General features: G+C 65.1%; 19 protein-coding genes. 8 read left to right on the forward strand and 11 right to left on the reverse strand.

Features of this window, described 5'->3' with window-relative positions; translation table 11 throughout:
* Positions 1–228 precede the first annotated feature (228 nt).
* Positions 229–1,221 carry a beta-ketoacyl-ACP synthase III gene (locus tag SH602x_RS04635; protein ID WP_479475680.1) on the forward strand — a complete coding sequence of 331 codons (993 nt, stop codon included), beginning with the start codon at positions 229–231 and terminating at the stop codon, positions 1,219–1,221.
* A gap of 62 nt (positions 1,222–1,283) precedes the next feature.
* A complete protein-coding gene (locus SH602x_RS04640) occupies positions 1,284–2,015 on the forward strand; it encodes a GNAT family N-acetyltransferase (protein WP_479475681.1) in 732 nt (243 codons plus the stop codon).
* Positions 2,016–2,108: 93 nt separating this feature from the next.
* On the opposite strand, the gene SH602x_RS04645 is transcribed toward SH602x_RS04640, so the two are convergent.
* From SH602x_RS04645 to polX, 3 genes are all read right to left on the reverse strand, one after another.
* Entirely contained in the window at positions 2,109–3,620 is a 1,512-nt protein-coding gene (locus tag SH602x_RS04645; RefSeq protein ID WP_479477092.1) for an arylsulfatase, read from the reverse strand.
* A 272-nt stretch (positions 3,621–3,892) separates the two neighbouring features.
* Entirely contained in the window at positions 3,893–4,501 is a 609-nt protein-coding gene (gene hisH / locus SH602x_RS04650; RefSeq protein WP_479475682.1) for an imidazole glycerol phosphate synthase subunit HisH, read from the reverse strand.
* Between the two features lie 256 nt (positions 4,502–4,757).
* On the reverse strand, positions 4,758–6,509 hold the full coding sequence (gene polX / locus SH602x_RS04655) for a DNA polymerase/3'-5' exonuclease PolX (RefSeq protein ID WP_479475683.1): 1,752 nt from the start codon (positions 6,507–6,509) through the stop codon (positions 4,758–4,760).
* A gap of 303 nt (positions 6,510–6,812) precedes the next feature.
* On the opposite strand from polX, the gene SH602x_RS04660 reads away from it, so the two are divergent.
* Positions 6,813–7,508, forward strand: coding sequence for a hypothetical protein (locus SH602x_RS04660; RefSeq protein WP_479475684.1), 696 nt, complete (start codon positions 6,813–6,815; stop codon positions 7,506–7,508).
* 95 nt (positions 7,509–7,603) lie between these two features.
* Here SH602x_RS04660 and SH602x_RS04665 read toward each other — a convergent pair whose 3' ends face one another.
* Entirely contained in the window at positions 7,604–11,500 is a 3,897-nt protein-coding gene (locus tag SH602x_RS04665) for a hydantoinase B/oxoprolinase family protein (protein WP_479475685.1), read from the reverse strand.
* Between the two features lie 160 nt (positions 11,501–11,660).
* Here SH602x_RS04665 and SH602x_RS04670 point away from each other — a divergent pair, with 160 nt between their 5' ends.
* The 5 genes from SH602x_RS04670 to SH602x_RS04690 all read left to right on the forward strand — a co-directional run bounded on the left by SH602x_RS04670 (position 11,661) and on the right by SH602x_RS04690 (position 15,216).
* Positions 11,661–12,719: an Ldh family oxidoreductase gene (locus SH602x_RS04670; RefSeq protein WP_479475686.1), complete on the forward strand. Its 1,059-nt coding sequence runs from the start codon at positions 11,661–11,663 to the stop codon at positions 12,717–12,719.
* A gap of 176 nt (positions 12,720–12,895) precedes the next feature.
* On the forward strand, positions 12,896–13,747 hold the full coding sequence (cbiE, locus tag SH602x_RS04675; protein WP_479475687.1) for a precorrin-6y C5,15-methyltransferase (decarboxylating) subunit CbiE: 852 nt from the start codon (positions 12,896–12,898) through the stop codon (positions 13,745–13,747).
* The gene (gene cbiT, locus SH602x_RS04680) at positions 13,693–14,157 is read left to right on the forward strand and encodes a precorrin-6Y C5,15-methyltransferase (decarboxylating) subunit CbiT (protein WP_479475688.1); all 465 of its coding nucleotides are present in this window, start codon (positions 13,693–13,695) and stop codon (positions 14,155–14,157) included. Before cbiE ends, cbiT begins: the two co-directional genes overlap by 55 nt.
* Before the next feature lie 96 nt (positions 14,158–14,253).
* The gene (locus SH602x_RS04685) at positions 14,254–15,006 is read left to right on the forward strand and encodes a PIG-L family deacetylase (RefSeq protein ID WP_479475689.1); all 753 of its coding nucleotides are present in this window, start codon (positions 14,254–14,256) and stop codon (positions 15,004–15,006) included.
* Positions 15,007–15,036: 30 nt separating this feature from the next.
* A complete protein-coding gene (locus SH602x_RS04690) occupies positions 15,037–15,216 on the forward strand; it encodes a hypothetical protein (RefSeq protein ID WP_479475690.1) in 180 nt (59 codons plus the stop codon).
* Positions 15,217–15,245: 29 nt separating this feature from the next.
* On the opposite strand, the gene SH602x_RS04695 is transcribed toward SH602x_RS04690, so the two are convergent.
* The 7 genes from SH602x_RS04695 to SH602x_RS04725 all read right to left on the reverse strand — a co-directional run bounded on the left by SH602x_RS04695 (position 15,246) and on the right by SH602x_RS04725 (position 24,785).
* Positions 15,246–16,505 carry a prenyltransferase/squalene oxidase repeat-containing protein gene (locus tag SH602x_RS04695; protein WP_479475691.1) on the reverse strand — a complete coding sequence of 420 codons (1,260 nt, stop codon included), beginning with the start codon at positions 16,503–16,505 and terminating at the stop codon, positions 15,246–15,248.
* Positions 16,502–18,163, reverse strand: a complete 1,662-nt coding sequence (locus SH602x_RS04700) for a permuted SH3 domain-containing protein (RefSeq protein ID WP_479475692.1) — start codon at positions 18,161–18,163, stop codon at positions 16,502–16,504. Before SH602x_RS04700 ends, SH602x_RS04695 begins: the two co-directional genes overlap by 4 nt.
* Positions 18,164–18,346: 183 nt before the next feature.
* A complete protein-coding gene (gene zwf / locus SH602x_RS04705; RefSeq protein WP_479475693.1) occupies positions 18,347–19,804 on the reverse strand; it encodes a glucose-6-phosphate dehydrogenase in 1,458 nt (485 codons plus the stop codon).
* Between the two features lie 174 nt (positions 19,805–19,978).
* Positions 19,979–20,761 carry an SDR family NAD(P)-dependent oxidoreductase gene (locus tag SH602x_RS04710; RefSeq protein WP_479475694.1) on the reverse strand — a complete coding sequence of 261 codons (783 nt, stop codon included), beginning with the start codon at positions 20,759–20,761 and terminating at the stop codon, positions 19,979–19,981.
* A gap of 130 nt (positions 20,762–20,891) precedes the next feature.
* Entirely contained in the window at positions 20,892–22,340 is a 1,449-nt protein-coding gene (gene gnd / locus SH602x_RS04715; protein ID WP_479475695.1) for a decarboxylating NADP(+)-dependent phosphogluconate dehydrogenase, read from the reverse strand.
* Positions 22,341–22,476: 136 nt separating this feature from the next.
* Positions 22,477–23,343 carry an HAD family hydrolase gene (locus SH602x_RS04720; RefSeq protein WP_479475696.1) on the reverse strand — a complete coding sequence of 289 codons (867 nt, stop codon included), beginning with the start codon at positions 23,341–23,343 and terminating at the stop codon, positions 22,477–22,479.
* A 146-nt stretch (positions 23,344–23,489) separates the two neighbouring features.
* Positions 23,490–24,785 carry a diphosphate--fructose-6-phosphate 1-phosphotransferase gene (locus tag SH602x_RS04725; protein ID WP_479475697.1) on the reverse strand — a complete coding sequence of 432 codons (1,296 nt, stop codon included), beginning with the start codon at positions 24,783–24,785 and terminating at the stop codon, positions 23,490–23,492.
* Between the last annotated feature and the right edge of the window lie 201 nt (positions 24,786–24,986).

Genomic DNA, 24,986 nt, shown 5'->3' on the forward strand with positions numbered 1-24,986 from the left:
CGTCGGCTGGTTGCGGTTCGGCAACGAAGCAACGCGACGTCGCCTTTCTGCAACGTTCCATTCGACCCTCGGCGAATCGAAAGCGATGGTAATTCGGCGTCGAACCATCGCGCCAGTCAGCGCTTAGGACTGAATTCGCGCGTCGGGAACCAGGGCGGGCCCTGCGTTTGCATCCTTCTTGTCGCGTTCGGTCGATCGCGATGTGATGCAGCGCCTGGGGGATGCCCGATGTCTCGAAGTTCGACGCTGATGCCGCAGAAACGATCGCGAATCGCGCTCGATCGAAATCTGCGGAAGGCGACCATTCTGGGATCGGGCGCCTGCGTGCCGTCGCGGGTCGTCGAGAACGACTACTTCAGCCAGGAACTCGGTCTCGACACGACGAAGGAGTGGATCGAGAGCCGCATCGGCATCCGCGAGCGTCGCTGGGCGGTCGACGAATCGACGACCGACCTCGCCGTCGGCGCCGCGCAGAGCGCGCTCGATCGCGCGGGTCTCGACGCCAGCGACATCGACGTCGTCATCGTCGCGACCAGCAGCCCTGACTTCTCGATGCCGTCGACCGCGTGCCTGGTGCAGGGTCGCCTCGGCGCGGGGAACGCCTTCGGGCTCGACGTCGTCAACGCCTGTTCGGGTTTCGTCTACGCCCTGGATCTGGCGACGCGCTACCTGCAGGACGGCAGCCTGGAGAACGCCCTCGTGATCGGCGTCGACCGGGGGAGTCGCCTGATCGATCCGACGGACCGGAGCGCCGCGGTCTTCTTCGGCGACGGAGCCGGCGCGGTCGTCGTCAGTTCGTGCGGTTCGGGCCGGACGCTCGCGTCGGCCATGCATTCCCGGGGAACCAGCGTCCCGATTTACGCCCCCGTCGGCGGAACGGTGCGGATGGACGGCAAGGCGGTCTGGAACTTCGCCACGGAAGTACTTCCGTCGACGATGCGCGAGCTGTGCGATCAGGCCGGAATCGAAGTCGACGACGTCGACCTGCTGATTCCGCATCAGGCCAACCGCTACATCCTCGCCGCCGCGGCGAACGAACTCGGCTTCCCGCTCGACCGGGTCGTGATGAACATCGACCGCTTCGGCAACACGCTCGCCGGCAGCATTCCCATCGCCCTCGACGAAACGCTCCAGGGCGGACGTGCCAAGCCGGGCGACAAGGTCGCGATGATCGGCTTCGGCGCCGGACTCGCGTGGGGCGGCATTCTGCTGGAACTGTAATCCGACTCGAACGCGCCGGCGAGCGACGCTCGTGCGCTGCGCCCGAACGTTTGGAATCCGTCATGTATCCCGTCGCCGTTCGCTCGCTCTTTCTCCGCATCCAGTCGATCCGCGAGCGGAACGACTGGCGATCGCTTCGTCGCAAACTGGCCGACGCGTTTCTGCGGATCGTCTTCCGGGCGAACGTGAGCCGGGTCGTCTGGCTGGAAGCGGACGCCGTCGCCGCGACCGTCGGCAATCCCGATTACGCGTTCCGATTCCTGACCGCCGACGAGGTCGCCTTCTACGCTCAGGATCCGGCTTACGAACTCAGCCCCGCGATGGCCGACCGCGTGCGGGCGGGACGCGATCTGTGCTTCGCCGCTCTGTCCGGGAACCGCCTCGCCGCGTTCGGCTGGTACGCCCTGGAATCGATCGAGCCGGAGCACGCCGACGGGATCGCCTTCTCTTATCCGCCCGACGTGGCGTTCATGTACTTCGGGTTCACGCATCCCGATTTCCGCGGCGCCCGGCTGCATGGCCAGGCGATGGGGCTCGCCCTGCAGGAACTCTCGAAGCGGGGCGTGACGAAGCTGATCTCGATCGTCAGCTGGACGAACGAAGCGTCGCTGAAAAGCTGCTGGCGACTCGGCTACCAGGACCTCGGCCGGATGATCGCCATCGGCAGCCGCAAGCACGCCTTCGGCTTCTATCCCTCGAAGGCGAAGGCTCTCGGCGTGAAGTTCGGACGGAGCGCCAGGAAGCGACCCGCTAACTGTCCGACGTCGAACTCGACCGGAGCGCCCGCCGAATAGGTCACGTTGCGCCGCGGTCCGCGATCGTCTCAGTCTCGCCGCGGTCTGCTTACGCTGCGAGACTGCAGGTCCTTCTCATGGCCAGCGCCGCAGCTACCTGGAGCCGACCGCTTCGCGCAGTTGCTCCTCGATCTTCGACAGGTTGAAGGATCCCGCCGACTGGCTGGGAGGAAACTCCTGCATCGTCTTGAGGAAGTTCGCGGCCATTCCCTGCATCGGAACGACCACGAACGGCCGGTCGAGGAACCAGTCGTCGTAGGTATTCGAGTTATGCTGCGCTTTCTCGAACGGATCGCGTCTCAGGTTGAACAGCAAAGGCACACGAAGTTCCGTGAACGGTTCGCGCCAGACGCCGAACGCTTCGCCGCGGTTCTCCAGGAAGACGGCCTTCCAGTCGCTGTAACGCAGGGCCACGATATGGCCGTCGTCGTTGACGTAAAAGAACTCCTTTCGCGGCGACTCTTCCGACTTGCCGCTGAGGTAATCCAGCAGGTTATAGCCGTCGATGTGGTTCTTGTACGTGCGTCCGTTCAACTCGATGCCGACGAGCAGTTTCTCCTTGATGTCCGGCGCGCCCGCGACGGCCGCGAAGGTGGGAAGCCAATCCTCATGCGCAACGATGCCGTTCAGCGTCGTGCCCGCGGGGAAATGCCCGGGCCAGCGTACGAATGTCGGCACGCGGTAGGCGCCTTCCCAGTTCGAGTTCTTCTCGCTGCGGAACGGCGTCGTGCCGGCGTCCGGCCATGAGTTGTAGTGCGGCCCGTTATCGGTCGAGTACTGCACGATCGTTTCGTTCGCGATCCCCAGGTCGTCGATCAACTTGAGCAGTTCGCCGACGTGCATGTCGTGCTCGACCATGCCGTCGCTGTACTCGTCCTGTCCCGAGATGCCCGTATGCTCTTCCTTCACGTGGGTGCGGAAGTGCATCCGCGTGCCGTTCCACCAGCAGAAGAACGGCTTGCCCGCTTCGTGCTGCCGGGTGATGAAGTCCTTGGCCGCGGCGACGGTCTCGTCATCGATGGTTTCCATCCGCTTCTTCGTGAGCGGACCGGTATTCTCGATGGTCTGGCCCCCCTTGCCGTCGGCCTTGGTCTTGAGCACGCCGCGGGGACCGAACTTCTTGCGGAATTCCGGGTTCTTCGGGTAGTCGAAGTTCTCTGGCTCCTCTTCGGCGTTCAGGTGGTAGAGATTGCCGAAGAATTCGTCGAAGCCGTGCATCGTGGGGAGGTGCTCGTCGCGGTCCCCCTGGTGATTCTTGCCGAACTGTCCCGTCGAGTAGCCCTGGCTCTTCAGAACCGTCGCCATCGTGACGTCGGTCTTCTGCCAGCCCTCCTTCGCGCCCGGCAGTCCGACCTTGGTCATGCCGGATCGGACGGGCACGCTGCCGCTGATGAACGCGGCACGACCTGCGGTGCAGGACTGTTGCGCGTAGTAGTCGGTGAACGAAACCCCCTCGTTGGCGATGCGGTCGATGTTGGGCGTGCGATAGCCCATCATGCCGCGACTGTTGTGGCTGATGTTCCACGTACCGATGTCATCGCCCCAAATGACGAGGATGTTCGGCTGCTTGCCGTCCGCGGGCTGTGCGTCGGCGACGCCATGCATGGACAGGGCCCCGACCGCCACCGCGGCGAAGGCGAGTAATTTGACGCAGGTCACAGCAGCATCCCCACAGAAGAGAACTGATCCGAATAGATACCCCCCAAATAGGGTAGTTGGTTCGGCCTTCCAGCGCTCACGCTCTTCAGTCGCCGCCTGAACTCTCGCCTTGCGCCTCTCGCATTGCGCATCGAGTAGCCGCGGCCCCAACGGCGAATCCCTCTAGTCGTTCGCTCCACCGACCGGCGAGAAGGGCGAAACGATCGATCGGTAGCCGTCTAGGTCAGCTTCGCGAAGTTCTCGAGCAGCTTGAGCCCGACGGACTGGCTCTTCTCGGGATGGAACTGCGTGGCGAAGAGGCGCCCGCGCTGGACGGCGGCGCAGAAGGGGCCGCCGTAATCGGTCTCGATCAGGGTGAGCGATTCGTCCGTCGGGCAGGCGTAGAACGAGTGGACGAAGTAGTAATGCGATCCGTCCGCGATGCCCGCGGAGAGGGGCGAGTCCTGCTTGAAGCGGCCCTCGTTCCAGCCCATGTGCGGAACCTTGTATTCATGCGGCAGGTCGAAGCGTCGCACCTCGCCCGGCAGCAGGCCGAGTCCTTCGTGCTCGCCATGTTCGAAGCTCCGGTCGAACAGTAGCTGCAGGCCCAGGCAGACGCCGAGGAAAGGCTTCTCGTGCGCGACGCTCTGCCGGATCGGCTCGACCATGCCGTGCTCCTTCAGCGCGGCGATCGCGTCGCGAAACGCCCCGACGCCGGGCAGCACGACCTTCTCCGCTTCGGCGACGACGTTCGGGTCGCCGGTGACCGTCGCCTCCGCGCCGACGCGTTCGAAGGCCTTCTGCACGCTGCGAAGGTTCCCCATTCCGTAGTCGATGATGGCGATCATGCAGGCATGGTTCTTCGTGGTAGTTCGTCTATCGTTGAATGTCAGCTTCTCCTCCGGGTGCCACTGGCTCTGCCAGTACTTTTCCGGAGGCCGGATCGCTCGTGTTGGACAGACTTTCAAGGTTCGGCACTGGCGGAGCCAGTGGCACCCCAAACTCTTCGTTCGGCGCGGAGTCTTGATCCGCGACAACGACAGGTGGGTCAATGACCCACCCTACGAGAAGAGAATTCTAGTCGTCGCAGGTTCACGCGATACGTCACCCCCGTCCCAGCATGGCCTGAATCTCTTCCCACGATCGCGTGTTGACGACGTCGGCTGCCGTCAGGCCGGCACGACGGGCCTGGAGGATGCCGTAGCGCACGTTGTCGAGCGTCGCGATCTTGTGGGCGTCGGTGCTGATGACGATCGGAATCCCTCGCTGCTTCGCGGCCGCGCATTGCAGGTCGGACAGGTCGAGCCGTTCCGGACTGGCGTTCAGTTCGAGGAACTTCTTGTTCCGGACCGCCGCGTCGAACACCGCGTCGAAGTCGAGTTCGTACGACGGCCGCGCGTTGAGCATCCGCCCCGTCGGATGGGCGACGACGCAGACGCTGGGATGTTCGAGGGCGCCGACGATCCGGGCGGTGAGCTGTTCGCTCGACTGCGTCTGGCCGTAATGGATGCTGGCGTTCACCCAATCCGCCTCGGCCAGCACGTCGTCGGGCAGGTCCATCCCGCCCGCTTCGAGAATGTCGCACTCGATCCCCTTCAGCACGCGGAAGCCGTCGGTAGCCGCCGCGTTGATGCGATCGATCTCGGCCCACTGTTCGCGCAGCCGCGCCGGATCGAGACCCCGGGCCATGGAGACCCGCTGACTGTGGTCGGTGATGGCGATGTAGAAATAGCCGCGGTCCTTCGCCGCCTCGATCATCTCTTCCAGCGTGTTCCTGCCGTCGGTCGCGGTCGTGTGCATGTGCAGGTCGCCCCGCAGATCGCGGACCTCGATCAGCCGGGGCAGCTCGCCCGCCTTGGCCCAGTCGTATTCCCGGCGACCTTCCCGCAACTCGGGCGGAAACCAGGGGAGTCCGACCGAGGCGTAGACGTCGGCCTCGTTCTCGCCCGCGAGGAACTCTTCGGCGCCCCCCTCTCCGTCGCTTCCCTCCCCTATGCGAAAGACGCCCCACTCGTTGATCTTCAGGCCGCGATCCTTGGCCATGCCGCGGAGGACGACGTTATGTTCCTTCGAGCCGGTGAAGTATTGCAGCGCCGCGCCGAACGACCGTTCCGGCACGACGCGAAGATCGACCTGAAACCCGTTGGTCAGTCGAATCGAGCACTTCGTTTCGCCACGCGCGGTCGTCTCCGCCTTCAGCGGGTAAGCTTCCAGCCGGTCCATCGCTTCCTTCGGATCGTCGGCAACGGCGAGGAAGTCCAGGTCGCCGATCGTCTCCTTGCCGCGCCGGTAGGAGCCTGCCGACTCCAGTTTGCGAACGCTCGGCAGACCTTCCAGATGCTTGCGGATCGATTCGACCAGCTCGTCGGCCTGATCCCACCTCAGGCGTTCGTTCGCCGCCGAGGCGATGGCGATCCCGGCCAGCAGATCCTGCTCCGTCTTGGCGCCGAAGCCTTTGAGCTTCTTGACCTCGCCCGCCTCGCAGGCCGCCTTGAGCATCGTCAGGTCGCGGATGCCGAGTTCATTGAACAGGACCGCCGCCTTTTTCGGTCCCAGGCGCGGGACGCGGAGCAGATCGAGCACCGTTCGGGGCGTCGTTTCGAGCAGCTTCTCCCGCATCGAGAAGGCGCCGGTCGTGACGATCTCCACGCAGTACTTGGCGAGGTTGTCGCCGATCTCGGGAATCTCTTTCAGCTTGTCGGGATCTTCCTCGACGATGCGGCTGATCGAATCGCCGTACTCGCGGATCGTCCGGGCGCCGTTGCGATAGGCGCGCACGCGAAAGGCGTTCGCCCCCTGAAACTCCAGCAGGTCCGCCGTCTCGTCCAGCAGCAGCGCGATGCGAAGGTTGTGCAAGCGAGATTCCCCACCGAGACTTCGACCGAGAAAGCAGCCGATTCTTCAGCCTCGATGGTACGTCTGGTCCAGATTCCTGGAAAGCTGGCGAAATGATTGACGGTCTTTGTCCGGAACGAGCGAGCGCAGACCTCGTCGCCGGACCGGAAAGCGTCATTCGCGAGACTCGAGGTCACTCCGAATCTCCTCCGAGCGGAGTCGTCGCCCGACGGGTCGCGAAACGCCATTGCCGGAACCGTCACCGGGACGTAGAATTGACGCAATCGACTTGCATGTAAGTCCTCTTTCGTACGGATGCTCACGATGAATAGTCGCTTCGCTGCGGCGCTGGCCGGCACGATCCTCTTCGGCGCTGCGCTGGTGGGATGCGAGTCCTCGACGGTCTCGCCGGAAGGCGCCGCCATGCTGCTCACCGAGCGACCTGCGGAGACGATGACCGTCGCCCAGGTTCGCGAGAAGATCGAAGCGGGCGATTCCGTCGACCAGGTCGCCGTCGAGGCTCAGATCGGCGGAGCGCCGGTTCCGTTCATTCCGGAGCATGCCGGCTTCTTCGTCACCGCGTCGGCGCCCTCGCACGATCATGATCACGAAGGGCATGACCACGAGGGTCACGATCATGCCGACCATGATCACGCCGATCACGATCATGCGGCGCACGATCACGAGCATGGCGACGCCGAAGAGCACGCCCATACGGACGACCATGCGGGCCACGATCACGGCGACGAGGCGCACGTCCACTCGCACGATCATGCCCACGACCACGATCACGCCGGCCATGATCCGTCGACCTGCCCCTTCTGCAAGCAGGGCGTCGAGGGGAAGAAAAATCTGGCGATGGTGAAGATGATGGACGGCAAGGGCGAAGTGGTCGGGACCTCCGCCGACAAGCTCCTCTCCCTCAAGGAGAAGCAGCAGGTCGTCGTCGTCGGCAAGCCCAGCCTCGATCCGGACGGCAACCTCTACATCGAAGCGACCAAGATCTACGTGGCCAAGTAAGGCCGCTGCGAGTCGCTCGAATCCGAAACGCGAAAGGCGCCGCTCCGACGAGCGACGCCTTTTTCGTGCGTGGCGAACTGCTCAACGGCGTCCGGTCAGAGTTCCACGGCGTAGGTCGAACCGCCGTTGCCCTGTTCCGACTTGCCGAAGCCGCCGCCGCCGGGCGTCTCGATGACGACTCGATCGCCCGGATGGACGTGGCCCTGGAAACTGCCAGGCGCCTCGAACTCCTTGCCGTTCGCGTGTACGAGCAGGTTGCGGCCCGGCTGACCCGGTTCTCCGCCAGCCATTCCGTAGGGAGCCGATCGTCGACGCGAAGTCAGCAGCGAAACATCGAGCGACCTCAGAAAGACGACCGTCCGGCGAACGCCGTCGCCGCCCCGCGTTCGTCCCGCTCCGCCCGAGCCGCGACGGATGCGGAACTCTTCCAGGCGAACGGGACACCGCATCTCCAGGATCTCCGGATCGGTGAGACGCGTGTTGGTCATGTGCGTATGAACCGCGCTCGCGCCGTCGGCACGCTCGGTCGCGCCGGCTCCGCCGCAGATCGTCTCGTAGTACCCGAAGCCCGGATCGCCGAACAGGAAGTTGTTCATCGTCCCCTGACTCGCCGCGGCGCGACCCAGCGCTCCCAGCAGTACGTCGACGATCCGCTGCGAGGTCTCGACGTTGCCGCCCGCGACGGCGGGCAACGAACCGTCGTCGCGGGGCAGGTTCGGCGGCGCGAGCATGCCGGTCGGGACGCGGATCTCGACCGGTTCGAGAATGCCGTCGTTCAGGGGCACGTCCTCTTCGATCAGCGATCGCAGGACGTACAGGACGCACGCCCGCACGATCGCGGGGTTCGCGTTCAGATTCCCGGGATGAACGGGCGCCGAGCCGACGAAGTCGATCGTCAGTCGCTCGCCGCGCTTCTCCAGCGAGACGGAGATGAGCGACCCGTCATCCATCGAGTCGGAGAACTTTCGACCCTGATCGGGCAGCGACGCGAGAACCTGCCGCATCGTCCGCGAGGCCGCCTGATGGAGCGCCCGCATCGCGGCGAGCGTGCGACGCGCGCCCTGCTCGTTCACGACCGCCAGCAGCGCCGAGGCGCCGCGATGGTTGGCCGCGACCTGGGCCTGCAGGTCCTGAACGTTCTCTTCCGGATTGCGCGAGGGATGATCGCCCGAGGCGAGCAGCGCCCGCACGCGGTCCCATCGCGGCTCGCCCTCGTCGACGATCTTCGTCCAGGGGATGAAGACGCCCTCTTCGGCGAGACGCTTCGAAAAGGGCGGCATCGAACCCGGCGCGACGCCGCCGATCTCCGCGTGATGGGCTCGACTGGCCGTGAAGAAAAGCAGCCGCCCGCTGCTCGGTTCGAACACCGGCGTCACGGTCGTCACGTCCGGCAGATGCGATCCGCCGGAGAAAGGATCGTTCGTCGAGAACGCGTCCCCTGGCTCCAGCGGAATCTTCCGGCGGAGCAGATCCTTGATCGTCAGGCTCATCGCGCCCAGATGCACGGGAACGTGCGGCGCGTTCACGACCAGCGCTCCCTCGGCGTCGAACAATGCACAACTGAAATCGAGTCGTTCGCGAACGTTCACGCTGAGCGACGTCTGCCGGAGCGCGACGCCCATCTCCTCCGCGATCGCGGCGAAGCGTCGATGCCAGAGTTCCAGCGCGACCGGGTCGTCCCGCAGCGCCGCGATGAGGCTTTCGAAGTCCGGTTCGTGCGTCGGCTTCGCCCCCTTCGCCGGCGACTTCGTCTGCGTGGCGAGCAGCGTTCCGTCCGACAGCGTCTCTGCCGTCCACCCTTCGGCCAGCCAGATCGTCGACGTCGGCAGCGCCACGACCGCCGGGCCACGGAGACGCTTCCCCGGCTGCAGGGTCTCCCCGTCGATGACGGGCGGAACGCCGGACGTGTTCGACTGTATCTCCCCGTTCCTCGCCGCAACCGATCGGATCGGCGCGGGACGTTCTCGCGACAGGCCGACAGCCTCGGTGCGCAGCGTCGCTAACTCGACGGCGGCCTCCGGCTTGGCCCAGCCGAATCGTTTCTGGTGAGCCTCTGCGAAGCGAGCGGCAAGATCGCGTCCTTCTTGCCAGGGTAGCGTCAACGCGGCCTCCGTCCTCGCATAGCGCAATTCCGCCAGCGGGCGAAACTCGCGACAGTCCGGCGCGAAGCCTTCGCCGGCGAGTTCCGCCTCCAGTTCTTCCTTCTGGGAAGCGAGCGCCTCATTCCACGCCGCGATTCGTTTCTCGGCGACTTCCTCGTACACGCCCAGCGCCCGGGAACGCACGGCGTCCGCCATGCCGATGCCGTACGCGCTCAGAACGCCGGCGTCGGGGGGAAACAGAATTTCCGTCAGCCCCAGCGCCTCGGCGACGGCGCAGGCATGTTGCCCCGCGGCGCCGCCGAACGGAATCAGCGTCGTCTCGTCGAGCGAATGCCCGCGTGCCAGCGAGATCGTTCGCACGGCCTGCGCCATCGTCTGATTCGCGATGTCGAGAAAGCCCTGCGCGATCTCCGCGAACGAACGATCCACGCCGGTCGCGGAGACGATCGCCGCGAGAACTTCTTCGAGCCGGCGCTCGACGGCGCTGCGATCGAGAGCGATGGGGAACCGATCTTCCGGAACTCTGCCGAGCCAGACGTTGAGGTCGGTCACGCAGAGCGGGCCGCCCGCGCCGTAGCAGGCCGGCCCCGGATCGGCTCCCGCGCTCTCCGGTCCGACGCGGAGACGCATCCCGTCGAAGCGACAGATCGATCCGCCCCCCGCGGCAACCGTTTCGATGGCCAGCGTCGGCGTCGTGATCGGCACGCCTGCCTTGGTCGTTTCGAACTGCATCTCCAGGCGACCGTCATAGCGGGAGACGTCGGCGCTGGTGCCGCCCATGTCGAAGCCGATCGCCCGCTTGCGACCCGCCGCCTCGGCGATGCGCGCGTAGCCGACCGCTCCGCCCGCCGGACCCGAAAGGAGGCTGTCCTTGCCCGAGAAGGCGTCCGCGGGGACGAGCCCGCCCGCGCTGGTCATGATCCGCAGATCGCATCCAGGCAGCTTCGCCGAAATCGCGTCGAGATAGGTTCGCAGGATGGGGGTCAGGTAAGCGTCGAGGACCGTCGTCTGCGCTCGCGGGAGGATCCGCGCCAGGGGCGAAACTTCGTGCGAAGCCCGCACGTCGAGAAAGCCGACCGAGCGCGCGACTTCCGCCACGACGCGCTCATGCACCGGGTTTCGCCAGGCGTGCATCAGGCAGATCGCGAGGGAACGCAGGCCCGACTCGTAAAGCTCCTGAAGCGGCCCGCGCAGCGCTTCGGCGTCGAGCGGCTTCAGGACTTCGCCCGCCGCGTCGAGGCGTTCGGAAATCTCCACGACCCGGGCGTAGAGAGGCTGCGGCCTGACGATCTCCAGATCGAACAGCCGGGGACGCGTCTGATCGCCGATCAGCAGGAGATCGCCGAACCCTTCCGTCACGGCGAAGGCTGTCGGAGCGCCCGATCGCGTGAGCAGCGCGTTCGTGCCGCGGGTCGTGCCGAGCCTCACCCGCAGATTTTCCAGCGGCTCGTCGAGGCGCTTGCCCAGCATCGAACGAATCACCGCGATCGGCGCCGGTTCGCCTCCGTCAAGTTCGTAGGCGAAGCCGGGATGTGCCGGATCGACGCCGTCGGCAGACGTCAGCTCTCGCGAAAGGTCCAGCCACCCGGGACCGCTCGCCACGATCCGGGGCGGCCGCAGCGTGAACGACTCTTCGGTCGCTCCCTCGTCCGCGCGTTCGCGCGATCCGACCGGGCGAAAGAGATAGCCCTTCCAGAGATCGAGCGCTCCGTCGATCCGACGCCGCCCGTCGAAGACGCGCGTCCCCTCGATCCGCGACGCCTCGCCGCGAAGTCGGCCGCTGCTGAGAATCTTCGCACGACGAATATCGCCGTCCGGCGATCGGGCGACGCAGTCGGTGAACGTTCCGCCGACGTCGAGCCAGAATTCCCAGAACGAGGCCTCATCCATGATGGTCCGTCGGTCTCAGAAGGAGCGGGTCAGAGAGGTTTCGGAATTCTATCTCACCGGGGCAAGCTCGCGCGCCTGGTCTGATTCACCCGCCCGCGGCGCTGACGTAGACTGACCGCTCGTTCCGTCCGTTCGCCGTCGACCTGCGTCCTCCCCCGTCATGCGCATCCAACATCTCCCGCTGAGAGCGTTCGCCGCCGACCTGTTCGAGTCCGCGGGAGTCTCCCGAGCGGATGCCGACGTCGTCGCCGCCAGCCTCGTCGAAGCGAATCTCCGCGGATACGACTCGCACGGACTGATGCGGCTGCCCTTCTATCTGGAGATGATCGAGACCGGCGCCATCGTGCCGGGAGCGGAATTGAACGTCTTCGACGAAGGCGCCGCGCGCGTCGTCGGCGATGCGCAATGGGGCTTCGGCGCCGTCCAGGCCCGACGGTTGCTCGACCGGCTCGAACCGAAGGCTCGCGCGGAAGGGATCGCGCTCGGCACGCTGCGTCATTGCAGCCATGTCGGACGCCTGGGGGAGTACCTCGAAATCGCTGCCGATCGCGGCTTGATCAGCCTGATGATGGTCAATACGCACGGCGGCGTCGTACGGGTCGCGCCGCCCGGCGGAGCGTGCGCCCGGCTCGGTACTAATCCCTTCGCGATCGGCGTCCCATGCGAAGGGGGCGCGTTGACCCTCGATTTCAGCACCAGCGCCGTCGCCGAGGGGAAGGTCCGCGTCCACCACATCGCGGGCAAGCCCGTTCCCGACGGCTGGATCGTCGACAGCCAGGGGCGACCGACGAACGACCCTGCGACGCTCTACGCCGACCCGCCCGGCGCCATTCTTCCCATGGGCGGAACCCAGTCTTATAAAGGGTTCGGTCTGGGCCTGATGGTGGAGATCCTGACCGGATCGCTTTCCGGCGGCGCGACGCCGCGGGATCAGCTTTACCCGAAGAAGGGGAACTGCGTCTTCTTCGCGTTGATCGATCCCGATCGCTTCGCAGGAGCCGCGTTTTTCGAACGGGACGTCCGCGAGTTCGTCGAATGGGTCCGCGGCTGCCCGCCCGTCGAAGGCAACCCGTCCATCACGCTCCCCGGCGATCCTGAAAGGGCCTATCACGCCCAGCGACTGGTCGACGGGCTCGACTTCGACGAAGAGAATTGGAACCGTCTGGTTCAGGTGGCGAAGGCGCGCGGCGTCGCAGTTCCCGAACCGGTCGAAGCCTAGCCCTGGAGCGATACCCCAAAGGGTATCGCCTCTTCTCGGGCGCCGCTGGCTCTGCCAGCGCCCCGCTTCGTGAACAGCAGATAGAGGGTCAGCTCTCGCTTCTTGCACTGGCATAGCCAGTGGCGCCCGGAGGAGCCGGACCGGCCTCTCGTTCAAAAGATCTCCCGAGGAAATCTATGGCGGAGGAGAAGATCTACGTCCTGGGCATCGGCGACGACGGCTTGTCCGGTCTCGGCGTGCGGTCGCGCGACGCGCTCGCCCAGGCCGATCTGGTGATCGGGTCGGAGCCCTGGATGCAGCAGGCCGAGGAGTTCCGCGAATCGCTCGACCTCAAGAGCGAGTGGATGCCGTTCGGCGCCGATCTCGCTCGCGTGATCGGCCGTATCCGCGAATCGAAGGGCAAACGGATCGTCGTCCTCGCGACGGGCGACCCGCTCTTCTACGGCACGGCCCGCTATCTCTGCGACGCGCTCGGGAAGGACCGCTTCGAGGTCATCCCGCACGTCAGCAGCATGCAACTCGCCTTCGCCCGCGTGAAGGAAAGCTGGGACGATGCGTACCTCGTCGACCTGAGCAGCCGGCCGCTGGACGAAGTCATCGAGAAGATCCGCATCGCCGGCAAGGCGGGCCTGTTCACCACGGCCCAGACGCCGCCGAACGAGGTCGCGAAGCGACTGATAGGCCGGGGGCTCGACTACTACTTCGCCTACGTCTGCGAGAACCTCGGATCGCCCGACGAACGAGTCACCACCGACGACATCGCGGAGATCGCGAAGCAGTCGTTCGGTCCGCTGAACATCATGATTCTGGTTCGCAAGCCGGGCGTCCCCGATCGACCGATTGAGCGACTCGGGATGCGGATGTTCGGCAACCCCGACGACGCCTTCCTGCAGTCGAAGCCGAAGTCGGGCCTGCTCACGCCCCACGAAATCCGCAGCGTCGCGCTCGCGCAGCTCGATCTGGGCCCGCCAGCGTGGTGTGGGACGTCGGCGCGGGCAGCGGCTCGGTCGCCATCGAAGCCGCGCTGATCGCGCGGGAGGGAACGGCTTACGCGATCGAGATGGATCCCGAAGATCACGGTCTGATCCGGGAGAACGCCGAGCGCTTCGGCGCGGCGAACGTCGTTCCCGCGCTCGGCGCCGCGCCGCAGGTTTGGGAGGGGCTTCCCGATCCCGACGCGATCTTCCTCGCCGGATCGATGAAGGAGATCATGCACTTGGTCGAGGCGGGTTTCGCCAGGCTCAAACCGGGCGGACGCTTCGTCGTGAACGTCGGCTCGATCGAAAATCTCTCCGGCGTGCAGCAGGCGATGAAGAAAGCTGCCGGCGAGTGCGACGTCTGGATGATCAACATCGCCCGCGGCGTCGAGCAGTTCGATCGCGTCCGCTTCGAGGCGGTGGCGCCGAGCTTCCTGCTCAAGGCGGTCAAGCCGGCGTAGCGCTTCTCTCCGTAGGGTGGGTCATCGACCCACCTCCGAGTGGGCAGCTCGCGCCGAACATGGTGGGTCAATGACCCGCCCTACGAAGAGGACACGATGAGCGATTCCGCATCCGCGATCGACCTGCCCGAACCGCTCGACGTGATCGCCGTCGGCGCCCATCCCGATGACGTCGAGATCGCCTGCGGCGGCACGCTGGCGAAGCTCGTGCATCAGGGCTATCGCGTCGGAATCATCGACCTCACCGACGGCGAACCGACGCCGAGGTCTCCGGGGCCGGAAGTCCGTCTGAAGGAGGCCGCCGCCGCCGCTGCGGAATTGGGCGTGCAGGTTCGCAGGACGCTCGATCTGCCTAATCGCCGGCTGTTCGACGATTACGAGAGCCGCCTGAAGCTGGCGATCGAGTTCCGACGGTATCGGCCGCGGGTCGTGATCGGCTTCGGCGACAAGACGCCGATGGCGTCGCCCGATCACTGGCAGGCGATGCAGCTCACCGACGCGGCGGTGTTCTATTCGCGTCTGACGAAGTGGGACGACCAGTTCGAATACCTGCCGCCCCACACGATCTCGGCCCAGCTCTACTTCCGTCTGGCGTTCGAGCCGAACTACCTGCAAGGCTTCGCGAGCCACTTCGTCGTCGATATCGGCGACACGCTGGAGCAGAAGATCCGCTCCATCGCCCGGTACGAAACGCAGTTCCCGCCCGAGAAAGCGTATGTCTTCGACCGCGTCCGCGGGGCCGCCCTTTCCGCCGGAGCGAGCGCCGGCTTCTACGCAGGCGAAACCTTCGTCGTGCCGCGAATGCTCGGGTCCAGGAATCTGATGCACACGCTGTTTCCGACGGAGTAGGCGTCGGCGACCCGCTGATGAGGCGAATCGATGAAGACGAAGGAACGCGTGCTCGCGGCCGTTCAGCGTCTGCCGGATGACGTCTCGATGGACGACATCCTCCGTACGCTGTTCCTGATTCGCAGCATCGAGATCGGCATCGCACAGGCTGACGCCGGCGACGTCATGGACCATGACGAGTTCATGGCCGAACTGGAGAGGGAAGATTGACCGGATAGAAACCGGTGAGCGAGCCCGCTCTACTTCCGCGAAGGCGCAAGCGTCTGCAACGCGAAGCCGGTGCCGTAGGGACGATGGTAGGCGTACAGCGGATAGTCCCACCACGAGCCGTCCTTCTCCTGAAGCGCGAGCAGCGTGTTCGCCATGTGGGCGCGGAAGAAGTCCCGCTTCTCCTCGGGCAGCTCCTCGATGCAGAGCGCGCCGTAGTAGTGCCCGAAGTAGTAGAAGTACCCCGCCACCTGCGCGTACGACTCATGCGGAATAGGGCGTTTCCGTCCGATGGAGAGCCAGTAGTTCCGCGCGAAGAGCCGATGCAGCCAGGTATCGAGAACCTCGTCGGTCACCTTCTCGTCGCCCCACTTCCGTAAGGCGACGTTGCAGGCCTGCGACCGGCCCAGGCTGCCCGGCGGGCAGTTGATCGGCGCGAGCGGCCTGTCCTTCAGGTACTCGCCGTAGAGATACGAAAAGTCAGGCTTGCGCTGCCGCTCCGTCGCCTTTATCGCCCGATCGACCGTCCGCGACGGCGGTTCGAACCCCGCGTCCCGGGCGTCCGCGTACGCGACGAGGACCGCCGCGTTCACGAAGCTGATCGAGTCGGTCGCGGGCTTCTGCGATCCGACGCGGAAATCGTAATAGCCCCAGCCGCCGTCGACCGATTCGTACCGATCGAGTTTGTCGAACTGTTCCGCGATCAGCGCAGCGATCTTTTCCTTGCGTTCGGTCCGCTCCTCCTTCGCGTGCATCCGCACGAGCGCCTGGAGCGCGTAGGCGTGCCCCCAGACGTTGTAGAGCGCGTCGGGCGTCGCACGGCGCAGCCGCGGAAGCTGGTCGATGAGCCAGTCCTCCGCCCGCGCGAGCGCCTGCTTCGCCCCCTCGACATCGGATCCGGTCGAATGGGCTTCGACGTCGATCAGGCCGGTGATGCAGAGCGCCGTCGTGCCTGTGCGAAACGCATGATGCGCACCGGGGATCGGGGCATAGATGTTCAGTTCCTTCGTATCGGTCGCGCTCCCCCACGAACCGTCGGCGTTCTGATCGGCGACCAGGAACGCGACGCCCCGATCGATCGCGGCCTGCAATTCTTCCGGGGTAGGAGGTTCGACGGCTTCGACGCGCGGCGGGAGCTTCTCCTCCTCCGCTGTCGTCGAAACGGCTTCGCCTTCCTTCGCGAGCGCACCTGCAGGAGCTGCCGCCGCACACGCGACGAACGAGGCCGCGATCATGCCGCTACGGACGAAGCGGAGGAGCAGGGTCGAACTGCGAGCCGGTCGGACGATCATTCCGACTTCTCCTCGGGCTTTTCGAGCAGGATCTCGTCGCCCGCCTTCAGGCCGGAGACGATCAGCACGCGGTCGCCGCTTTCCGGGCCCTTCTTCACGACCCGCTTCTCCGGCTTCTTCTTGCCGGGCAGGTAGACCACGTCGTCGCCGGTCGTTTCGTCCTCGAAGACGGCCGACTTGGGAACCGCGACCGCGGACTTCTTTTCCAGCGTGACCAACTCGGCTTCGCACTTCATGCCGGGCACGAACGGACCCTCGCTCGGCGCGGGGAGCGTCAGGCGACCTACGAACTTTCCGGGCACGATCGGGACCGTATCGATCGACTCGACGCGGATTTCGAAATCGTCGTCGGGATACGCGACCGCGTTCGCCTCGCCCCGCATGCCGGCCTTCAGCAGATGGAGATTCTTCTCGTCGATCTCGATCCGCACGCGGGAGACTTTGGGACTGACGACGGTGAGGAAGACTTGTTCCGGAGGGAGGCGGCCTCCGCTGCGAAGCGCTTCCCGCATGACGTCGGCGCCGGACCATTCGCCGTCGCGAAGCTTGCCGTAGTAGGCGTACCCGGAGGACTGGGCCTTCAGCTCGGTCAGCGTCTTGAGGTCGGCCTTCAGATCGGCCAGCCGCTCCGCGGTCTCGGTCGTGCCCAGCTTCGCCTTCTCGACCGCCAGTTCCGCTTTCTTCAGGGCGGCTTCGATCTGGGTCTTGGTCTTCTCCAGGGAGATCTGCGTCTTCGTCGTCGCCTCGGTCCGGGCGAGTTCCGCACGCGGCAACTGCACCTGCATCATCCGCTGGTGCGTCGCTTCGTATTCCTTCAGACGGACGCGGGCCATGTCAGCCGCCATCTTCGTCCGCTCGAGGATGATCTCTTCGGTCTCCTCGGTCAGATCGTCGGCGTCGTACATCTGCTGAAGCTGCTTGAGCTCTTCCTCCGCCGATTTCAGATTGAAGCGCTGGTAGGCGAGCATGAACTCCGCCTGTTCGAGTTCCAGCGGCTTCTCGATTTCTAGGAAGTGCTTCAGATCGTCGGTCGCGTAGGCGACCCCGCGTTCCGCCTCCGTCGCCTCCATCGGCGTGAGCTTCTTGAGCGCCGCGAGTTCGATCTCCGCCAACGTGGCGTCGAGCGTCGCGGTCACGGCGCTTCGTTCGGCGTCCTCGATGGCCTTCTCCAGATCCTCCGCGTCGAGCTTCGCCAGGACCGTCCCCTTGACCACCCGGCTGCCGTGCGGCACGGCCTCCAGCACCTCGAGCGTGTTCTTCGGCGGCGCCCATTCCTTGAGCCGCAGGACGTACTCGGTCGTCTCCTCCGGCTCGAAGGTCCCCTCCACCTTCAGCGTCGCGCGGAAGGGACCCTCCTTCACCTTGTGCGTCTTGGGCTTCTCAGCGGCGGCAGCCTTCTCCGCCGGCTTCGCCTCTTCCGACTTTTTCTCGCCGGCCTTTTCGTCATTCGCCGGCTGCTTCTCTTCGTCCGTCTTCGGCTTTTCGTCGGACGGGGACTTCTCGTCCTTGTTCGGCGGATCGGCGTCGGCCTTCGTGTCGGCGGTCGACGGATCCTCCTGAGCGAACGCGACGGGAGCGTCCCAGGCGATACCGGCGAATGCCGCGAGCGTCAGCGGCAGGAAGCAGCGGCGCAGCGAGCGCCCAAGCACAGTCGTCATGGATGTTGATCCGAGGAGAGGTGGCGGTCAGCTACTCTCGCACCTTAGCCGGACGGTCGACGTAATCGTCATTCGTTTCCGGCGCCGGCGTCTTGGAGCGTAGCTGTTCCAGCGAGCGATTTCCACTCTTCGGCGCGTATTTCCTGTTTCCGGGACGACGCGAGCGTCCGTCGGCAACGAACGTCAGTGCAACACCGGGCAGACGTCATACCACTGACGTCCCTGGCGTTCCATCCATTCGTAGGAGTAGGCAGGGCCCCAGTCGCCGACGGGGTAGGAATAGACCGGCGGAGCGGAGGGGCTCTGCCAGGCGGCGATGATCGGATCGATCGCCGCCCAGGCGAGTTCGACCTCGTCGCTGCGGGCGAACAGGCTCGCGTCCCCCAGCAGCGCGTCAAGCAGCAGACGCTGGTAAGCGTCGGGCATCTCCCCGTGATATTCCCGATCGAAGCTGTAGTCGAGGTCACTCGAACGGAGCGCCATCCCAGCGTCAGGAACCTTCGTCTGGAATTCCAGATGAATCCCCTCGGCAGGCTGGATCTGCATCACCAGCCGGTTCGCCTGCGGCCGGACCGACTTCCTGCCCGCGGTGAAGAGCATGTGCGGCGGCTCGCGGAACTGGATCACGATCTGCGTGGTCCGGCAGGACATGGCTTTGCCCGACCGGAGATAGAACGGCACGTTGTTCCAGCGCCAGTTGTCGATGTAGAGCTTCAGCGCCGCGAAGGTCGCCGTCTGCGAATCTGCGGGGACGTCCTTCTCCTGGAGATAGCCCTCGTACTGGGCGCGGACCGTCCGCTCGGCGAAGTCTTCGCCCGTCATGGGGCGCAGCGCGCGGAGGACCTTCACCTTCTCGTCCCGGACGAGGTCGGCCTCGTACCGGCTCGGCGTCTCCATCGCCGTGATCATCAACAGCTGCAGCAGGTGATTCTGGAACATGTCGCGCAGCACGCCCGACTTGTCGTAGTAGCCCGCGCGGCTGCCGACGGGCACTTCCTCGGCGACGGTGATCTGGACGTGATCGACGTAGTTGCGGTTCCAGAGGGGCTCGAAGATCGAGTTGGCGAATCGCAGAACGAGCATGTTCTGCACCGACTCTTTGCCCAGGTAGTGATCGATGCGGTAGATCTGGTCCTCGGAGAAGACCTTCTGCGCCGCCTCGTTCAGCCGCTTCGCGCTGGCGAGGTCGGTGCCGATCGGCTTCTCGATCACGATGCGGCGATGCGACGAGTGGCGATCGACCATGCCGCAGGCGCCGAGCTGCGCGATGGCCGGCTCGTAAAGCTGCGGCATCGTCGCCAGGTAATAGAGCCGCGTGCAGTCGGCGGAGGGCTCGGTCTGCTTCAGGAACTCCGCCAGCCGCAGCATGTCCTCCCGCTCGGTCAGATCGCCCGGGCAGTAGAAAACGCGCTTCGCGAAGTCGTGCCAGGTCTCGTCGCGGTAGGAGGCGCCGAGGAACTTCTTCGCCTTCTCGCGAAGTTCGTCCCGCCACTGGTCGTGCGAGAACTCGCTGCGGGCGACGCCGACGACGATCGTGTCTTCCGGCAGTCCGCCCTTGCAGAAGAGCGAGTAAAGCGCCGGAATCAACTTGCGACTGGTGAGATCTCCGGAGGCGCCGAAGATCACGACGGAATGAGCCATGGACGAAGCTTCTTGCGCGAGAGTCGTACGAAGCCGCGATTTTAGCGGATCGTTCGCAGTTCCTGAGCGGGGGGGGCGTGAACCGCCCGAGTCCGAATCCGAACTCGCTCTGGAAGCTCGGGGGATTTTCATCCCCTCGCTCAGGCGCATGCGATTGAGCGAATCGGACTCCGACTAGAACCGCATCGCGGTGAAGCCGCCGTCGACGTAGAGCGTGGCGCCGGTGATGAAGCGTCCCGCGTTCCGCGAGAGGAGCAGGATCGTCGCGCCGATCAGGTCGTCGGGTTCGCCGAACCGACCCATCGGCGTCTGCGAAAGAATGCTCTCCGTTCGACCTTCGTCGAGCAGCTTCTTGTTCTGCTCGGCAGGAAAGAAGCCGGGACAGAGCACGTTCACCCGCACGCCGCGCGGTGCGTACTCTCGGGCGACGTTCTTCGACAGGTTCTCGACCGCCGCCTTCGACGCGGAGTAGGCGTAGACCTTCGACAGGGGTTTGTCGCAGGTGACGCTGCCGATGTTGAGGATCGCGCCGCCCTGCGATCGTTCGGCGAAGTAGGGAGCGAAGACCTGGCAGGCGTAGTGCGTCGCGTCGACGTTGATACGGAAGACGCGCAGCCAAGCCTCCGGCGTCAGTTCCTCGTAAGGCGTCGAATCGTTGACCCCCGCGCAGTTGACGAGCATGTCGCAGCCGCCGAACTGTGCGATCGCTTCGTCGAGAAGCGTCTTGTGCGACTCAGGTCTGGAGGCGTCGACCACGCAGGGAGCCGCCTTCGCGCCGAGGCCTTCGATCTCCTTCGTCAGTTCTTCGGCCCGGTTCTTGTTCAGACCGGAAACGATGACGTTCGCCCCCGCCTGAGCGACGCCTTTGGCCAGCGCGCCGCCGAGCACGCCGGTCGCGCCGACGATCACCGCCGTCTGGCCCTTGAGGCCGAATAGCTCTTCGACGAATGCGGTCATGTCGGTCTCTTGTAGGGCAGGCGCCCCGCCTGCCATGCGCCGTCTTGCCGCTTCGATGGCAGGCGGGGCGCCTGCCCTACAAGACTCGGGGGACTCGCGTCCCCCGCTCAGAAACGCGTCGAAAGCGAACCTACGCCTTCGGCTCGGTGCGGCGCTGCAGCCATTCCGCGTGGAAGGTGCCTTCCATGTCGGTCCGCTGGAACGTGTGGGCGCCGAAGTAATCCCGCTGAGCCTGCAGCAGGTTCGCCGGCAGGTTGGCGCTGCGGTAGCTGTCGTAGTAGCCGAGCGCCGTGCTGAACGCCGGGACGGGCAGACCCATCTGCGTCGCGACGACGATCACCTGGCGCCAGGCTTCCTGTGACTCGGCCAGGATCTTCGTGAAGAAGGGATGGATCAGCAGGTTCTCGAGCTGCGGATTCTCATCGAACGCTTCCTTGATCCGGTCGAGGAACTGCGCCCGGATGATGCAGCCGCCGCGCCACAGGAGGGCGCAGTCGCCGTAGTTCAGGTTCCAGTCGTGCTCCTTCGACGCGGCCTGAAGCTGGACGAAGCCCTGGGCGTAGGAGCAGATCTTCGACGCGTAGAGCGCCCGACGGACGGCCTCGATGAACTGCTTCTTCTCGGCGGCGCCGATCTTGGGCGCGTTCTTCGGTCCGGGGAGAATCTTCGACGCCCGCTCGCGTTCCTTCTTCAGCGCGGAGAGCGCTCTCGCGAAGACGGCGGCGGTGACCAGCGTGCTGGGAACGCCGAGGTCGAGCGCGAGCTGGCTCATCCACTTGCCCGTCCCCTTGGCGCCGGCGACGTCGAGGACCTTGTCGACCAGGAAGCTGCCGTCCTCTTCCTTGACGCTGAAGATGTCGCGGCTGATCTCGATCAGGTAGCTCTGCAGCTCGCCCCGGTTCCACTCGTCGAACACTTCGTACAGTTCGTCGTTGGTCAGGCCGAGCGCGTGGGTCAGCATCCAGTAGGCTTCGCAGATGAGCTGCATGTCGCCGTACTCGATACCGTTGTGGACCATCTTCACGTAGTGGCCCGCGCCGCGAGCGCCGACCCACTCGCAGCAGGGGATGTCTTCGTTGGGACCGACCTTCGCGGCGATCGCCTGGAAGATTTCCTTCACGAGGGGCCAGCCCTTTTCGCTGCCGCCCGGCATCATGCTGGGGCCCTTGAGCGCTCCCTCTTCGCCGCCGGAGACGCCGGTGCCGATGAAGAGCAGGCCCTTCTCTTCGACCGTCCTGGTGCGGCGCTCGGTATCGGCGTAGTAGGTGTTGCCGCCGTCGATGATGACGTCGCCCGGCTCCATCAGCGGAGCGAGCTGCTCGATGAGCTGATCGACGGCGGGGCCCGCCTTGACCATCAGCATCACCTTGCGGGGACGCTTCAGGCTCTTGACCATCTCCTCGACGGAGCGCGTGCCGATGAAGTTCTTGCCCTTCGCGCGGGTCGCCATGAACTCGTCGACTTTGTCGAGCGAGCGGTTGCCGACGGCGACGCGGTAGCCCCGGCTTTCCACGTTGAGGGCCAGATTCTCGCCCATGACGGCCAGGCCGATCAGGCCGAAGTCAGCAAGTTCGCTCATGACGTTGATAACCGCGTTAGGGAAGCGTGTTTCTTGTAGGGCAGGCGCCCCGCCTGCCTTGGAGCTTGTCTCGGTTTCAAAGCAGGCGGGGCGCCTGCCCTACGGGAGAAGCGATGACGCTATCGGTCGGACTCGATCAGCCGACGACCTTCCACTTCGGCTTCTCGGGCAGATAGCTGTCGAACTTGTCGAGAAGCTGCTTCTGGTAATCGCCTGCGAACGTGCCGGCGAAGAACTTCTCGATGCCGTTCTTGAACAGCTCTTCCCAGCTCGCCTCTTCGTCGCCCGGGTTGATCGGGAAGAAGAGGCAGTCATTCGCCTTGGCAGCGGCGTAGTCGCCGGGCGCGTCGCCGACCATCAGCGTCTTATTCGCGTCATAGCCCTGGGAGTGGGTCAGGATCTCCTTCTTCGTCCCGACTTCCTGACCGGCGATGAGCGCGACGTAGCCGTCGATCTTGTGCTCGGCCCATTCGAGCTGCAGGTTCTTGTTCGGCGTCGCGGAGCAGACGATGACGTCCGCCTTGCCGTCGATCTTCTTCAACACGTCTTCGACGAACGGAAAGGGCGGGACGTCGCGGACCATCGCGTCGACCGACTCGTTGACCGCCTTCGACCAGACGAGCGCCTTCGTCAGTTCGGGATCGTTCGATTCCTTGACCTTCGCTTCGAGCGCCGGGTTGCCGAGCTTGGTCTCGTTCTTGACCCAGCCGCGAAGCGAAGCGGGGATCTCGATCTTCTTCCCGCGGGCTTGCACTTCGGGCCGCTTCTGCAGCCACTCCAGCGCCTCGATCAGCGCCGGGAAGCGGTTGATGCCGCGACTCTTGGAGTAAAGGTTGACGAATTCCGCGGCCTCCCGGGCGTACTTGCTGACCGCCTGCAGACCGTAATGGTTGATGATCTGCGGGATGAAGCATTCCTTGTGCTTCAGCTCCATCGTGTCGAAGACGCAGCCGTCCGAGTCGAACGCGATGAGGTAGTCGTGCTTCTTCGGGATATCGAGCATGGTCGCGATGTCAGGATGGTCAGGATTCGTATACGCCTGAGCGGGGGACGACAGTCACCCGAGATTTCGCGCGTCTCGCAGTACCGCCTCGGGGGACTTTCGTCCCCCGCTCAGGAGGTTCGTTCACGAGCGCGGAACGGAAGAATCTACTTCTTCGCGCGATCTTCCTGCGGAACGTACGCGGGCAGCTTCTGCGGTGCGTGGATCTTCTCCAGCCGGGTCATCCGCTGGCGACCGCCGATCATCGGAAGAGAGACCATCCCCTCGCCCAGCAGCGGCATCGCGTACTTCACGAAGTCGTCGGTCACATCGTTGCCGGCCGGCGTGATCCAGTTCGCGGGGAAGTGCCGCTCGCTATTGGCGACCTTCTCCAGCGGCGCCTTGTCGTAGCGGACGCTGTAGATGTCCCCTTCGTTGCGAAGAATCGTCGCCATGTAGCCCGACTGCCGGCTGGAGGCGAGTTCGGCGCACATCTGGCCCGCGCGATAGGCTTCGTCCAGATCGACGGACGAGGCGTACGCCATCGAGTGACGCTGCAGCGTCCCCGGCACGTTGCCGCGAGCGGCGCCCTTCACCGGCAGGCCGCGCTTATTGAGATAGTTGACGACGTTCTGCGCGACGGTCGTTTCGCTCGCGCCGTACATGGCGTGGCCGAACTTGTCGCGCAGCACGCCCAGTTCCCCGACGTCGAAGCCTTCGCTCACGACGACCAGGCAGCGCCCGTCCTTTTTGAGCTGATCGTTGACCTGGTCGGCCATTTGCTCCAGCGTGCACTGGCTCTCGGCCAGGTAGATCTGCAGAGGCATCTCGCGGTTCGGATCGGCCAGCCGCGCAGCAGCGGGGATGTAGCCGATCTTCCGGCCCATGGCCTGCATCACGAGAACCGGATCGGCGGGAGACGATCCGGCGTTCTCTTCGTTGGCGTACTGGACCTGGTGCATCCAGTACTTCGCGCAGCTCGCGTAGCCGGGCGTATGGTCGATGAGCTTGAATTCGGAGTCGCCGACGTCGTTGTCGATCGTCTTCGGACCGCCGATGCCGATCATGTCCAGACCGCGCTCGTTGGCGAGCTTGGCGATCTTGTTGGCCGTGTCCATCGAGTCGTTGCCGCCGATGTACACGAAGTGCCCGACGTCGTGGGCCTTGAAGACTTCGATGCAGCGCTCGAAGTCTTCCTTCTGATGGTCCTTCAGCTTGTACCGGCAGGTGCCGATCGAGCCCGCGGCGGGCGTATAGCGGAGAAGGGCGATCTCTTCCGGCGACTGGGCCGTCAGATCGATTAGCTCTTCTTTGAGGACCCCTTCGATGCCGTGAACCGCGGCGTAGACCTTGCCGATGCCCGGCAGGTCGCGAGCGGCTTCGACGAGCCCTCGCAGGGTGTTGTTGATGACCGGCGACGGGCCGCCCGACTGGGCGACGATCAGGTTGCGAGGCGCGCTCATACCGGGAGAGTGATGGTCGACCGCCCGAACGGCCTGCGCGAACGACTCCTACTAATAGGGGGCGTTCTCGCTCCGCCGAAGCGTAACGGTCGAAAGGCAGCCGCCGAAACCCCCGCGCAAGACACCTCTCGCGTCCCAGGGAGTCCGAACGGAAACGGCGATTCTATCGAGGGGCCCGCGGCGCAGCAATGAGGCGAAAAG

The organism is Lignipirellula cremea (assembly GCF_056501455.1).

Excerpts from the sequence above, each read along its gene's own strand:
- SH602x_RS04720 (WP_479475696.1), bottom strand. The coding sequence starts at position 23,343 with ATGCTCGATATCCCGAAGAAGCACGACTACCTCATCGCGTTCGACTCG.
- cbiE (WP_479475687.1), top strand. The coding sequence starts at position 12,896 with ATGGCGGAGGAGAAGATCTACGTCCTGGGCATCGGCGACGACGGCTTG.
- SH602x_RS04635 (WP_479475680.1), top strand. The coding sequence starts at position 229 with ATGTCTCGAAGTTCGACGCTGATGCCGCAGAAACGATCGCGAATCGCG.
- SH602x_RS04640 (WP_479475681.1), top strand. The coding sequence starts at position 1,284 with ATGTATCCCGTCGCCGTTCGCTCGCTCTTTCTCCGCATCCAGTCGATC.
- SH602x_RS04725 (WP_479475697.1), bottom strand. The coding sequence starts at position 24,785 with ATGAGCGCGCCTCGCAACCTGATCGTCGCCCAGTCGGGCGGCCCGTCG.
- hisH (WP_479475682.1), bottom strand. The coding sequence starts at position 4,501 with ATGATCGCCATCATCGACTACGGAATGGGGAACCTTCGCAGCGTGCAG.
- SH602x_RS04710 (WP_479475694.1), bottom strand. The coding sequence starts at position 20,761 with ATGACCGCATTCGTCGAAGAGCTATTCGGCCTCAAGGGCCAGACGGCG.
- SH602x_RS04670 (WP_479475686.1), top strand. The coding sequence starts at position 11,661 with ATGCGCATCCAACATCTCCCGCTGAGAGCGTTCGCCGCCGACCTGTTC.
- SH602x_RS04660 (WP_479475684.1), top strand. The coding sequence starts at position 6,813 with ATGAATAGTCGCTTCGCTGCGGCGCTGGCCGGCACGATCCTCTTCGGC.
- SH602x_RS04700 (WP_479475692.1), bottom strand. The coding sequence starts at position 18,163 with ATGACGACTGTGCTTGGGCGCTCGCTGCGCCGCTGCTTCCTGCCGCTG.
- SH602x_RS04690 (WP_479475690.1), top strand. The coding sequence starts at position 15,037 with ATGAAGACGAAGGAACGCGTGCTCGCGGCCGTTCAGCGTCTGCCGGAT.
- SH602x_RS04695 (WP_479475691.1), bottom strand. The coding sequence starts at position 16,505 with ATGATCGTCCGACCGGCTCGCAGTTCGACCCTGCTCCTCCGCTTCGTC.
- SH602x_RS04645 (WP_479477092.1), bottom strand. The coding sequence starts at position 3,620 with ATGCATGGCGTCGCCGACGCACAGCCCGCGGACGGCAAGCAGCCGAAC.
- zwf (WP_479475693.1), bottom strand. The coding sequence starts at position 19,804 with ATGGCTCATTCCGTCGTGATCTTCGGCGCCTCCGGAGATCTCACCAGT.
- gnd (WP_479475695.1), bottom strand. The coding sequence starts at position 22,340 with ATGAGCGAACTTGCTGACTTCGGCCTGATCGGCCTGGCCGTCATGGGC.
- SH602x_RS04665 (WP_479475685.1), bottom strand. The coding sequence starts at position 11,500 with ATGGATGAGGCCTCGTTCTGGGAATTCTGGCTCGACGTCGGCGGAACG.
- SH602x_RS04685 (WP_479475689.1), top strand. The coding sequence starts at position 14,254 with ATGAGCGATTCCGCATCCGCGATCGACCTGCCCGAACCGCTCGACGTG.